At 50.1% G+C, this 12,937-nt stretch carries 11 protein-coding genes; all 11 read left to right on the top strand.

What is annotated here, in order from left to right; genetic code table 11:
• Positions 1-111 precede the first annotated feature (111 nt).
• On the top strand, positions 112-2,226 hold the full coding sequence (locus NUV48_14790) for a stalk domain-containing protein (GenBank protein ID MCR4443398.1): 2,115 nt from the start codon (positions 112-114) through the stop codon (positions 2,224-2,226).
• A gap of 294 nt (positions 2,227-2,520) precedes the next feature.
• Positions 2,521-3,963, top strand: a complete 1,443-nt coding sequence (locus NUV48_14785) for a sigma 54-interacting transcriptional regulator (GenBank protein ID MCR4443397.1) — start codon at positions 2,521-2,523, stop codon at positions 3,961-3,963.
• Positions 3,964-4,242: 279 nt separating this feature from the next.
• On the top strand, positions 4,243-4,698 hold the full coding sequence (locus tag NUV48_14780) for a DUF1097 domain-containing protein (protein MCR4443396.1): 456 nt from the start codon (positions 4,243-4,245) through the stop codon (positions 4,696-4,698).
• Positions 4,699-4,779: 81 nt separating this feature from the next.
• Positions 4,780-4,962 carry a 4Fe-4S binding protein gene (locus NUV48_14775; protein MCR4443395.1) on the top strand — a complete coding sequence of 61 codons (183 nt, stop codon included), beginning with the start codon at positions 4,780-4,782 and terminating at the stop codon, positions 4,960-4,962.
• Between the two features lie 35 nt (positions 4,963-4,997).
• Positions 4,998-6,929, top strand: a complete 1,932-nt coding sequence (locus tag NUV48_14770; GenBank protein MCR4443394.1) for an NAD(P)/FAD-dependent oxidoreductase — start codon at positions 4,998-5,000, stop codon at positions 6,927-6,929.
• A gap of 75 nt (positions 6,930-7,004) precedes the next feature.
• A complete protein-coding gene (locus NUV48_14765; GenBank protein ID MCR4443393.1) occupies positions 7,005-7,772 on the top strand; it encodes an N-acyl homoserine lactonase family protein in 768 nt (255 codons plus the stop codon).
• 39 nt (positions 7,773-7,811) lie between these two features.
• On the top strand, positions 7,812-9,365 hold the full coding sequence (locus tag NUV48_14760; GenBank protein MCR4443392.1) for a methylmalonyl-CoA carboxyltransferase: 1,554 nt from the start codon (positions 7,812-7,814) through the stop codon (positions 9,363-9,365).
• Between the two features lie 11 nt (positions 9,366-9,376).
• Positions 9,377-10,552 (top strand): CoA transferase, encoded by a 1,176-nt coding sequence (locus tag NUV48_14755; protein ID MCR4443391.1) that lies wholly within the window; start codon positions 9,377-9,379, stop codon positions 10,550-10,552.
• A gap of 17 nt (positions 10,553-10,569) precedes the next feature.
• Entirely contained in the window at positions 10,570-12,021 is a 1,452-nt protein-coding gene (locus NUV48_14750; GenBank protein ID MCR4443390.1) for a 4-hydroxyphenylacetate 3-hydroxylase family protein, read from the top strand.
• A gap of 62 nt (positions 12,022-12,083) precedes the next feature.
• The gene (locus NUV48_14745) at positions 12,084-12,278 is read left to right on the top strand and encodes a 3-hydroxyacyl-CoA dehydrogenase NAD-binding domain-containing protein (protein ID MCR4443389.1); all 195 of its coding nucleotides are present in this window, start codon (positions 12,084-12,086) and stop codon (positions 12,276-12,278) included.
• 250 nt (positions 12,279-12,528) lie between these two features.
• The gene (locus NUV48_14740) at positions 12,529-12,867 is read left to right on the top strand and encodes a hypothetical protein (GenBank protein ID MCR4443388.1); all 339 of its coding nucleotides are present in this window, start codon (positions 12,529-12,531) and stop codon (positions 12,865-12,867) included.
• The last annotated feature ends 70 nt before the right edge of the window (positions 12,868-12,937 follow it).

The raw sequence follows: 12,937 nt of genomic DNA, 5'->3' as shown, positions 1-12,937 counted from the left end.
AGAATTCAGGCTGTGGAACTGGGAATATTATCCTGGAACTGCATAAGTCCTGTTATAAATAGAAATGTCGTGTAAACATGGTATGATTAATCTTAGAGGAGATGTTCTTCAATGCAGGTTAATCAAAATTTTTGTCTTTCAAAGATCGGCGCAGGTTTAATGCTGGCGCTAGTTTTTATGATCGGGGCGGATTTCCCGGGAATCGCCGCTGACGACATAAAACTGGTTATTGATGGGAAGACAATTAAATCTTCCCCGCCGCCCGTGATAAAAAACGACCGCACGCTCGTTCCCGTGCGCCTTGTTTCCGAATCGCTGGGCGCGAAAGTTGAGTGGCGCGAAGCGGAGAAGAACGTCGTCATCATCAGAGGGAACCGCTCAGTGCTGCTGCGCATTGACAACCGGCTGGTCGATTATTATGAAGGTTCTGCTTCTTTCGGGCTGAGCGACGTGCCGCCCCAAATAATCCAGGACCGCACGTTTGTACCCTTGAGATTGGTCAGCAACGCCCTGGGAGTGGCGATAAAATGGGACGGGACAAGCAGGACCGTTTATGTGGACTCCGTTTTGCCGCCCGAAGCCGGGCAGCCTTTTGCTGTTGGCATCGCCTCCGTCCAGCCGGGCCAGGCCATCACCGGGGCCATGCAGCTGCAAGCGGTTTTTTCGGGGGCTGTCCCTGCCGGTGCGGCCGAGATAAGGTTTTTCCTTCTCGATCCTGAAACGGGAAAGGGAGCAGTGATTGCCCGGGGGAACGACCTGGCGGCTGCGTATCGCTGGCTGCCAGAGGCTTCCCAGTGCGGCCGGCAGGTGCTGGCCGTCTCGCTGTACGACCAGGAAGGCCGTTTCCTGGCCGGCAGCGCAATTCCCGTGGAGATGGCGGTGGCGCCGCAGGTGTCCCTGGCGGGGATCGCAAATGGACAAGAGATTACCGATGCCGCAGCTCTACGGGTCAACCTGAATTTCCTGGCGGAATACGTGAAGTATGAAATCACGAACCTGAAAACGGGTAAAGCAACGGTCACCGCCGAAGCGGACCCCGAAGGGGCCTACCAGTGGACACCCCAGTTTACGGACAACGGCAATTATACAATCCGGACCATAGCCAGCGACGGCCTGGGACAGGCCTATGCCAGCCAGCCGGTTGCCGTATCGGTCAATGTTGCCAGGAAACAGGAGCTGCGGGGAGTCGCTGCCGGCACTGTTGTCGAGAAACCGGTCACCCTGTGGGTCTGGCGGAATTATCCCGTCAGCATGACGGAGTATGTTTTGAAAAACACCAGGACAGGAAAAGTTGAGACCCTGGTACCTGCTGACGGTTACTCCGGCTGCAGCTGGTTTCCGGGACCGGAGCAGGCGGGGACATGGGAACTGTCGGCCAGGGTCAAGGACACGGCGGGAAATGTCCATGTCACTGGCACGGTCACGGTTGAGGTAAAGGACACTCCCCGGCTTCTCCTGCAGACCGTAGGTCCCAACCAAGTGCTGACAGGAGCAGTGAAGCTCAAGTCGGTGGCTAATGCAGCGCTTAACAGCATTGAATATGTCCTGGTCAACCCTAAAACAGGAGCGAAAAAGGTTATTGCCCGCGGGAGCGATCCGGCGGCCGAGTATTCCTGGACACCGGGGAAAAATGATGCCGGGAACTGGAACATCCAGGCTGTCGGCACTATGGCCTCTGGAGGAAAAGTCAGCAGCGAGGCCGTTCCCGTGCGCGTCTATCTTGGCAAAATATATGAAGCCAAACCTCTGATGGAAAAAAGCAAATTCCTGGATTTCGTTTCCGGGCTGGCCGTCAAATCCAGGGAAAAAACAGGCATGTCGGCCGCACTGCAGGTTGCCCAGGCCATCCTGGAGACTGGCTGGGGACAGAGCACTCCGGTGGACAAGTATACCGGCAAGCTCTCGTATAACCTGTTCGGCATCAAGGGGCAAGGGCCTGCAGGTTCGGTGATCTCCAACACCTGGGAGGAATACAATGGCAACACCTACCGGGTTGATGCGGAATTCAGGGCGTATTACAAACCTGAAGACAGCTGGGACGACCATAAGAAGCTGCTGCTCAACTCCAGCAGGTACGGGCCGTTCAGGGCGGTGATGAACGACAGCACCCTGGGCGCCTGGGCCTTGAAGCGGTGCGGCTATGCCACGGACTCACGCTACCCGTTGAAGCTGATCGACATCATCAAGCGATATAACCTCAACAAGCTGGATGAAGTGGTCATTTAGACGATCATGCACAGGAAAATAACAGAAAGAAAGAACAATAAGAACAGGCGCCGGCTTCAGGCGCCTGTTCTTGAGCAGATGGGTCGCCGCGGCTCAAAAGACGGCTTGATAACAGCAGCCGACGCAGGCTGAAAATACCGTCAACTTTTAATAAATATAAAAATATTGATGATAATAAGTTGAATTATATAAATTGTTATGTATATAATTGGATAAGCACATTTGTGTTTTTGACGGTTTTAACCAGAGGACACTCCATTCTGATGAGAATAAAGCGTCAAGGAGGGAGTTGCCGTGTCTGAACAGAACGTTTTTTTTCAACAAGGGAAGAAGCTGGAGATAAAGAACGAGGAAATGAATAATTTCTATAACGGATTATATAATTTCTTTATGTATTCGCAAGACGGAATATATGTGGTGGACCGTAACGGATACACTGTTCAAGTCAACCCGGCCTTTGAGGAGATCACCGGCATATCCGCTGAGGAAGTGATCGGGTGTCATATGACTGAATTGGTGTCCAAGGGATACTTTGATCGCTCCGTTGCCCTTGATGTTCAAAAGACAAAAAGCAGGATCAGCATGGTGCAATTGAACAGAAACGGGAAGGTAACCCTGGTGACGGGAAACCCGGTGTTTAATGAAAAGGGGGAAGTCATCCAGGTTGTAAGCAATATCCGTGATATAACGATGCTTATTCAGATGTACCAGCAGAGTTACGAAAGATGGCTGATGAACAATAATTCCGAAGACGGAACGATGGAAACCAAGGATGTTGTCGTTGCCAGCAGCCAATCGAGAAAAAACATATCGGACCTTAAGGCGCTGTCGGCCGTGGATAGCACAGTGCTTATATACGGAGAATCCGGTGTAGGGAAGACTTTATATGCCAATCTCATTCATAAATACAGTCCGCGTAAGGATGCGCCTTTTGTCACCGTCAGCTGCGGAGCGATACCGGAAAACCTTTTGGAGTCGGAGCTGTTCGGCTATGACCCCGGAGCTTTTACGGGAGCAAACAGAATTGGCAAAATTGGTTTTTTGGAAAGCGCCCAGGGAGGTACGATCCTCCTGGACGACATATCCGACCTCCCCCTGAGCCTCCAGCCCAAGCTGCTTCTCTTTCTGGACACCGGTCTTTTGACCAGGGTAGGTTCTGTTCACCGGAAAAGGGTTGATATCCGGGTCATTACAGCTACCAATCGCGATCTGAAGAAGATGGTGGAGGAAGGAAAATTTCGCGAGGATCTATATTATCGGATAAGCGTAGTGCCGCTTCATGTGTTGCCCCTTCGCGAAAGGCGCGAGGATATTTTGCCCCTGGCGCGGCTTTTCCTGCACAATATCAATACCCGGTACGATTGGAAAAAGACTTTTTCCAAACAGGTCATGGATCGTCTTGTTGCTTATCAATGGCCCGGCAACGTCAGGGAGTTGAAGAATTTTGTGGAGAGGATTGCGGTCATGAGCAGCGGCAACGTTATTTCTCTTGAGGATTTACCCAAGGACTTCTCAGAAAAGGTGAACGCCGATAAGACAGGGGCGGTTGTCGATGACCTCGTGAGGCCAACCGACCTTGCCTTCCCCATGGATTTAGCCCACGTAATAAAAAAAGTGGAATTGCGAATAATCAATGAAGCGATCAGAAACGGCGGAAGCATTCGCGCTGCAGCCAGGATGCTGGGTGTCAATCCTTCTACCATTGTTCGCAAAATAAAACAAAAAGGCTGTTGCTGATATTCAACAGTGCGCCGAATTGCATCAGCGAAGCAATTGGCAGCTGCCCGAACCGGTTAAAAGTGATTACACGCCTGAAGAGTTGCTTGAATGCAACTCTTCAGGCGTTTTAAGAACGTTCAAATCCGCCCGTTGAACGGTTGGCACAGCGCTTGCATAACGAAGCAAACGAACATACTTCATCGCTGGCGGGGGGGTGTTTTTAGCAACTGGTTTCTGTAACTGTCCAACAACTGGTGTTTTGTTCTTAAATCAAGAACGAAAGGGAGGGGAAAAAAGATGCGGATTCCGCTGTGGCTGACGGTAGGGATTCTGGCAGGTCTATGGATGCCTGTCGCCGCAATGGTCAAGGTTCCGCCGTGGCCGCTGTTTGTAGCCTGGGCGGCTTTCTTCGCGGCCGGTGGAGATGAGGCAGCCTTGAAAAAAGTTTACCCGGCTTTGCTGTCAGGGGTATTGTGGGGCTATTTGACCATACTCCTGGGGGCGGATGTGTTGGCCTTTATATTTGGAAGTTGGGGCGTGGCTGTGTTTGTCGGCATATTTGCGGCAATCATGGTTATACTGGCCAAGTATCCATTCTTGTCTTTTGCGCCGGCCGCTTTTTTTGGGTTCGCCACCTATTTCGGCACATCCCTTGATTTTAAAGCGACATTAACCGGTCTTATTGTAGGCCCTGTGGTGGGCTATTTATCCGTAAAAGCGACAACCATGTTTTCGTCAGCACAAAAGGATTAGACAAAGTCGGAAATAATGAACGGTGAGTTTGCAGCGCTGAAAATGGTAATAAAAAAAGTTGAAACAGGGAGGTGGCCGGTTTTGGTTGAAATTGCCATTAACAGCAGTACATGCAACGCTTGCGGCATTTGCGTTGAACAATGTCCCAACAAGGTTTTTGCGATCGTGGAAGGCAGCAGCAAAGCAGTTAAACTGGACAAGTGCATGGCCTGTTACCTTTGTGAAACGATATGTCCCCAGCTGGCGATTAAAGTAACCTCATGATCAATTATTTTATTTAAAGGGAAGGAGTGGTTTAAATGGCGACTGTCTATGACCCCATAAAAATTGGCAATATGGTGGTCAAGAACCGGTTTGTGGAAGCCCCTACCGTTAAAAACTTTGCGGATGTCGATGGAAGGGTCAACTCGCGCACTTTGAATAACTTTGAACTGGAAGCCGATGGACCGGGCCTGATCATTGTCACCATGACTTTTACCGAGAATCAAGGGCAGGTTTTCCGTCAGCAGCTGGGGATTCAGGACAGCAAGGCTGTTGCCGGCATGTCCGACCTGGCCGATCGTATTCACAAGGCAGGGGCGAAAGCGGCTCTGCAGATTTCTCACGGAGGAAACCTTTGTTCAGCCGAGATTATCGGGGAAACGCCGGTGGGACCATCGGAAAAACCCCAGTGGTCCGGTCAAAAAGTAAAGGCGTTGACCACGGCGGAAGTTGAAAAAATAATTGACAACTATGGGAAAGCGACCGCCAGGGCGATACAGGCCGGTTTTGACGCGGTGGAACTGCATTCCTGCCACGGCAGCCTGGCGCTGCAGTTTCTTTCGCCGCTTCATAACATCGGACGCACCGATAAATACGCGGTAAGGACAACGTTCCTTTATGAAACGGTGGAAACGATGATGAAATATGCCGGACCCGGTTTTCCCATAGGCGTCCGCCTTAGCTGCCACGAGTTTATGCAGGAAGACCTTGGAACACCCGGCCTGGAGTTCAGCGAGGTTCTGGAGGAAATAGTCCCGACGCTGGAAAAAATGGGCGTGGCCTGGATACATGCCTCCGCTGGTAGAATCGGTCATACTCCTGACCATGCCTTCCCGCCGCTTTATGAACCGCGTGGAGTCAACGTGCGCTTCGCTGAAGCCATCAAGAAAAAAGTTAAAATCCCGGTCATAACGGTGGGTAGATTACAGGATCCCAAGCTGGTAGAAAACATCATCGCGGAAGGCAAGGCAGATCTGGTGGCAATGTGCCGTCCCATTATTGCCGAACCGCATTTTGCTAAAAAAATGATTGAAGGAAGATTTGAGGACATTCGCCAGTGCATGGGCTGCAACTGGTGCTTGAACAGGCTTTTTCTTTCGCTGGGTTGCGAGTGTCCCATGAATCCGGCCTACAGCTGGGAGGAAGAGTATGCCTTAAAACCTGTCAAAGAACCGAAGAAAGTCATGGTTGTCGGCGGCGGGGTCGGTGGGCTGCAGGCGGCGCTTACAGCGGCGCAAAGAGGCCATCAGGTAACCTTGTACGAAAAGAGCGGCAAATTAGGCGGTCAGACCAAGCTGGCTTCTGCTTTTCCACGGCTTTACACCAGGGAGCTGTGGAATTTGCCAAAATGGCTGATCAGGGAATGTGAAAAAGCAGGAGTGAAGTGTGTTTTAAACGTGGAAGTCACAAAAGAACTGGTGGAAAAGGAAAAACCTGATGTGGTGGTTGTCGCGACGGGAGCGAAAGAGAAAAAAGCGGATCTCCCGGCTAATGGCATGAAAATTGTATATCTGTGGGAATACCTGGAAGGCAAAGCCGAGATTGGCAAGAAAGTTGTTATTCTCGGCGGCAATGAAGGCGCGGAAGCCGCTGTTTCGCTGGCCAGAGAAGGCAAAGAGGTAACGTTGGTGGAAGAAGGGGAAAAGATAGCCGCCGCGGCCTATCTGTATCCTTATGCAGCCAGGTTGCAACCACTGATGAGGTACCTGAAAGAAGAAAAGGTAGCCATCCTGACCCAGCGGAAGGTCAGGTCGATGAGCCAAGGATATGTCGTTCTGGAAGGACCCGACGGACAGGAAAGAATTCCTGCCGACACCGTTGTGGTGGCCCTGGGGCGTGAATCGAACGATGCCTTGTACCAAGAAATAGCGGAGCGGGGGAAAGCCGTGTACCTGATTGGTGACGCCAAGGAAGTGAGGAGTATGGTTTCCGCCACCCATGAAGGGTTTTACGTGGGAAGAAAGATGTAAAGTATCCGGACAACAGGCCGGCGCCGGTATTATAATGCCGGCGCCGGCCCATATTGAAACAGGGAGGCCGTAACAATGGTCCAAAAGGTATACTTTCTGGAAGGCGGTTACCTCACCATAGACCGCAGCATTTTATTGTATGGCCAGGATTTTGGCGTAGTCGAAAAATCGTCGGTATATTCGGTGCTGTTGAAAATGAAAGAATCCTGGGCGCTTATCGATACCGGTTTAAATCCTCTGGGTTTGACTGAGCCGGAAAAAGCATGGGGGGAAAGAGCCAAACTGATCAAACCGGTTTTAACCGCAGATGACGATATCAGGAACCGCCTGGCGGTTTTAGGTCTTAAAACGGATGACATCTCGTATGTCATCAATACACACCTGCACTGGGATCATACCGGCGGCAACCGATTCTTTGACAAAGCGGTTTTTTTTGTGCAAAAGGCCGAATACCGCTATGCTTACCAGCCTGACAAACACTTGCAGAGCTCTTACATGAAAGATCATTTTGATTGCGGCGTCAAATACGAACTGGTAGACGGAGATGCGGAAATACTTCCGGGGGTGTTTTTGCTGCATACCCCCGGCCATACGCCCGGGCATCAATCCGTCTTGATTAAAATGGCCAGCGGTGCCCATGTGATCATAGCCGGTGACGCCATATACACAAGAGACAATTTGGAGCATACGATCCCGCCGGGGCACAGCTGGAATCAAGAGTTTGCCATTTTTAGCATTCACAAAATCAAGACCCTGCAAGGGGTTTTGCAGGCCAAAGTAATGGTATCGCATGATCCCGGCTTTTGGGGAATGGCGCCAAAATCTCCCGTTTGTCTTGAATAGCATAAGATCAAGTGATTTGATGACGAGGGGGGTAATTAATTGACTAAAATTGACGACCTCATAGCAGAACTAAACCAAAAACGAGCCCATGTTTTTCAGGGCGGCGGACCCGAACAAATCGACAAACAGCATAAACTCGGCAAGTTGACGGCAAGGGAAAGGCTTGGATTGCTGTTGGACGAAGACAGTTTTACCGAATATGACCCTTGGTTAAAAAACCGCTGTTTTGATTTTGAGATGCACAAACGCGACCTGCCCGGGGAAGGAGCGGTTACCGGTTGGGGACGGATCAACGGCAATACGGTCCATGTTTTTGCCCAGGATTTTACTTTAATGGGCGGGTCTTTAGGCGAAGCCCAGGGTCTGAAAATTTGTCGGTTGATCGACCAGGCCATCAAGACGGGTTCTCCGCTTATTGGGATCAACGATTCGGGTGGTGCCAGGATCCAAGAGGGAATGGGAGCGTTAAACGGTTACTGTTCTTTGTTTTATCGCAACAGCATAGCTTCCGGCTGGATACCGCAAATCTCAGTGGTGCTTGGTCCTTGCGCCGGAGGAGCCGTTTATTCTCCGGCCTTGACCGATTTTATAATTGTGGTCGATCCGATAACCAAGATGTTTATTACCGGGCCTGCCGTGATTAAGGCGGTTACCGGCGAGGAGGTAGGAGTGGAAGAGCTAGGGGGAGCCAAGGTGCATTCCAGGCTGACCGGTGTGGCTCATTTCGAACGTAAAAGCGAACAGGAAGCAATGGCCCTGGTCCGCAAACTGTTGAGTTATTTGCCGCCAAACAGCAAGGAAAAGCCGCCGCGCTTGCCGACGGATGACCCCATATATAGATGGGAGCCGGAATTGAGGGATCTAATACCGATAAACCAGGCCAGCGCCTATGACATGCGGGAAATAATCAAGAAGGTGGTTGATAACGGGGATTTCCTTGAAGTGCACAGCCTTTTTGCCACAAATATAGTGGTTGGATTTGCGCGGCTTGACGGGTATCCCGTGGGGATCGTGGGAAACCAACCCCGTTTCCTGGCCGGATGCCTTGATGTAAACGCCTCCTGGAAAAGCGCCCGCTTTGTGAGGTTCTGCGATGCCTTTAACCTGCCGCTGGTCACTTTCGTCGATTGCCCGGGATACCTGCCCGGTGTTAATCAGGAGCATCAAGGCATTATCCGCAACGGCGCAAAGCTGTTATACGCTTACTCCGAGGCTACTGTCCCCAAAATAACGGTTGTCACCCGCAAGGATTACGGCGGCGCATATTCTGCCATGTGCGGAAAGGGGTTAGGGGCCGATCTCGTGCTTGCCTTGCCAACTGCCGAAATTGCCGTGGTCGGACCTGACGCAGCGGTAAATATTGTCTTTCGCAGTGAAATTGAGAGTTCGCCAAACCCTGAAATCCTCTATCAGGAAAAAGTAAAAGAATATCGCGAAAAATTTGCTACTCCGTATAAAGCTGCGGAATGGGGACTTGTCGACGACATTGTGGATCCGGCGGAACTAAGGCCCAAGCTGATAGAAGGATTGAAGGCCTTAAGAGAAAAGGAAGAATGGCGCCCCTATAAAAAACACAGCAATTTGCCACTTTAGGAGGAAACGGCATGCTGAACAAGATAAAAATAATCGATTTGACAAGAAATCTGGCAGGTCCTTATTGCACAATGCTTCTTGCCGACTTAGGCGCAGACGTTCTCAAGGTTGAGGCACCGGGGGTAGGTGATGACGCACGGGGATTTGGGCCGTTTATCAAGGGGGAAAGCGGCTATTTTATCAGTGTTAACAGGGGTAAAAAAGGGATGACATTAAATCTCAAGGATAAACGAGGCGCCGGCATTCTCCGGAAACTCCTGGAAAAAGCGGATGTCCTGATCGAAAGTTTCCGCCCGGGAGTGCTTGACAGACTAGGCTTTTCATACGACGAGGTCGCAAAGATTAATCCAGGGATCGTCTATGCCTCGATTTCGGGATTTGGACAGACAGGCCCTTACCGCGACAAACCGGCGTATGACATGGTCGTCCAGGGTTACGGGGGGATAATGAGCGTAACCGGACAGCCTGCAGGGATACCGACGCGGGTGGGCGTCTCCATTGGGGATCTTGCCGCTTCGCTGTTTTGCGCCTCAGGGATACTGGCGGCCCTTTTAAATAGGGAAAAAACAGGGCAGGGCGACCGGATTGATATTTCCATGTTGGACTGCCAGGTGGCCTTGTTGGAAAACTCGATAGTTCGTTACGCCGTCACAGAACAAAACCCCATACCCATTGGCAACCGTCACGCTTCCATCACCCCATTTGAAGCATTAAAAACTAAAGACGGTTATGTGATCGTCTGCTGCGGAAATCAAGGTTTATGGGAAAAATACTGCGAAGTGATAGGACACCCCGAACTCCTTGAGGATCGGCGTTTTCGCGACAACAACAAAAGGACTGAGAATCAGCCCGCCTTATCGGACATCCTAACAAAGATCATGTCGAAGAAAACCACCCAAGAATGGCTCGGCCTTTTGGAAAAAGCCGGCATCCCGTGCGCTCCCATCAATAACATCAGCCAGGTGCTCAACAATGAACAGGTGGGATTCCGGGAGATGATCGTGACCCTTAACCATCCGAGAGCCGGTGAGGTCAAGGTTTCCGGGTGTCCGGTAAAAAGCATGAATTGTAAGACGGGTGCGGTGCAACCCTCACCCCTATTGGGACAGCATAACGAGGAAGTACTCAGTTCATTGGGCTTCACTGCTGAAGAAATTGCGGTCTTAAAGCAAGATAAGGTGATATGATACGGGGAGGAGTGTTTATACCGATGATGACCAAGGATCAATATGTTGAATCGTTGAAAAAAAAGAAGTTTGAACTGTACATGTTCGGCGAGAAGGTGAAGAATATTGTTGATCATCCCATTATCAGGCCATCAGTCAATTCGGTGGCCATGACTTACGAATTGGCCCAGGACCCGCAGCACGAAGATTTGATGACAGCGACTTCAAGTATTACGGGGGAAAAAATCAACAGGTTCTGCCACCTGCATCAAAACCACGATGATTTGGTCAGAAAGGTAAAGATGCAGCGGCTTTTGGGACAAAAAACAGCTTCCTGCTTTCAGCGCTGCGTGGGGATGGATGCCATTAACGCCGTCGAGACAGTCGCTTATGAAATGGATTTGGAGAAAGGAACTTCCTATCATCGCAGGGTGCTTGATTTCATAAAATATGTCCAAGAAAACGACCTGACAGTTGACGGAGCCATGACAGACCCCAAGGGGGACCGCGGTTTGGCTCCTTCGCAGCAAAAGGACCCGGACCTGTACCTACATGTGGTGGAAGAATTAAAAGAGGGGATAGTTGTCAGGGGAGCCAAGGTCCATCAAACCGGCGCCTTGAATTCTCACGAAATCTTAGTTATGCCGACTATGGCCATGGGTGAGTCTGACAAGGACTATGCCGTCTCCTTTGCTGTTCCGTCAGACAGTGAAGGCATCATTTATATTTACGGCCGCCAGTCATGCGACACGCGAAAGTTGGAAGGCGGCTCCATTGACGTGGGCAATCCTGTATACGGCGGCCAGGAAGCGCTGGTAGTATTCGAAAACGTTTTTGTTCCCTGGGAAAGAGTATTCATGTACAAAGAATATGCTTTTTCCGGCATGCTGGTCGAACGTTTTGCAGGGTATCACAGGCAAAGCTACGGGGGATGCAAGACGGGCGTCGGCGATGTTTTAATAGGAGCGGCGGCCCTTATCGCCGACTACAACGGGGTTAATAAAGCCAGCCACATCAAGGATAAGATTATTGAAATGATCCACCTCAACGAAACGTTGTACGCCTGCGGTATTGCTTGTTCCTGCCAGGGAAGGCCCGCCCTGTCGGGAACCTACCTCATCGATCTTTTGCTGGCAAATGTATGCAAGCAAAACGTTACCCGGTTTCCTTACGAGATAGCCAGGTTGGCCGAAGATATTGCCGGTGGCTTGATGGTTACCATGCCGTCGGAAAAAGATTTTAGAAACCCTGTCATTGGCCATTATGTAGAGAAGTACCTTAAGGGTGTTTTTGAAATCAGCACCGAACAGCGTATTAAGATTCTCAGGCTGATCGAGAACATGACGCTTGGTGCGGCTGCCGTTGGCTATCGCACCGAGTCGCTTCATGGCGCCGGTTCCCCGCAGGCCCAGCGAATTATGATTTCACGACAGGCCAATTTGGAACACAAGAAAAAACTGGCCAAGGAGATAGCTGGGATTAGCGGATAAAGCATTTGAATTTTGAAGGTGAAGTTGACCGAATGACCCCACAGGTTCGAGGAGGCGAGGGCATGGGGAGAATACTGGTGATCGGGGTGGGTACCATGGGAGCGTCCATTTCTCAGTTGGCGGCCCAGGCCGGCTATTATTATGGGGTAATGCAGGACAGGGGACCGCGCTTTATCGAAAAAGGACAACAATACTTTGTTGACAGGCTAAACAGACAGGCTAAACAGGTGCTTGATTTCGGCACTTGTTTTTGTTAAGATGCGCCCTTTTCGACAGGCTGGGCGATAGCTTGATGATGAAAATCAAAAATAGACTTGGCAGTGGGAACTATAAGCCAAAGACAAGGAATATGGAAGAGTCATTGGCATGAATATTGCAATATTATAAATTAAAATAATTAAGAAAATGAAAAAGGAATCAAAAATAACAAGGAGGGGTAGAGCTATGTCGTTAATATCTGATCAGCAGTGCATGGTTAATGGTTATATGTAAAAATACAGGTATAACATGAAAGACAGAAAAAAAATCTTTGTTGCCTTTTGCGGTGGGTGTAAGGATGAAATAAGAAGAAAAAGAGTCTACGAAATGCTCAAAGAAAAACTCACTGATTATGAATTTGTGTTTTCACAAGAAGAAATAAAACCAAATGATGTACTGCTGATTATTAATGGTTGTCCCACGGCATGCAGGACAAAGGATTTTACTTGCCATGAACATTTGATACAGGTGAGAGGTGAGAAAATTGGAGATAAGGACGTAAGGGAAGAAGACTTGCCGGTAGAATTAGTCCAGCTAATAAGGCGGAAAGAAAAGGAAAATAAAACGTCAAAGGAAAGGAACCGCTGAGATGTTTTTTCTTTGAAACCCGAGTTTGGCGACAAATATTTCCATGCCAATGGTGACAAGGGTTCCTGGT

Source organism: Peptococcaceae bacterium, from assembly GCA_024655825.1.
Classification (GTDB): domain Bacteria; phylum Bacillota; class Peptococcia; order DRI-13; family PHAD01; genus JANLFJ01.
The sequence above is the reverse complement of the archived record's forward strand: the minus strand, read 5'-3'. Positions and strand labels throughout refer to the sequence as shown.

Bases quoted from the DNA above. Each gene is read 5' to 3' on its own strand.
- NUV48_14745 (MCR4443389.1), top strand. From the start codon at position 12,084: ATGGGGAGAATACTGGTGATCGGGGTGGGTACCATGGGAGCGTCCATT.
- NUV48_14790 (MCR4443398.1), top strand. From the start codon at position 112: ATGCAGGTTAATCAAAATTTTTGTCTTTCAAAGATCGGCGCAGGTTTA.
- NUV48_14770 (MCR4443394.1), top strand. From the start codon at position 4,998: ATGGCGACTGTCTATGACCCCATAAAAATTGGCAATATGGTGGTCAAG.
- NUV48_14755 (MCR4443391.1), top strand. From the start codon at position 9,377: ATGCTGAACAAGATAAAAATAATCGATTTGACAAGAAATCTGGCAGGT.
- NUV48_14780 (MCR4443396.1), top strand. From the start codon at position 4,243: ATGCGGATTCCGCTGTGGCTGACGGTAGGGATTCTGGCAGGTCTATGG.
- NUV48_14765 (MCR4443393.1), top strand. From the start codon at position 7,005: ATGGTCCAAAAGGTATACTTTCTGGAAGGCGGTTACCTCACCATAGAC.
- NUV48_14740 (MCR4443388.1), top strand. From the start codon at position 12,529: ATGAAAGACAGAAAAAAAATCTTTGTTGCCTTTTGCGGTGGGTGTAAG.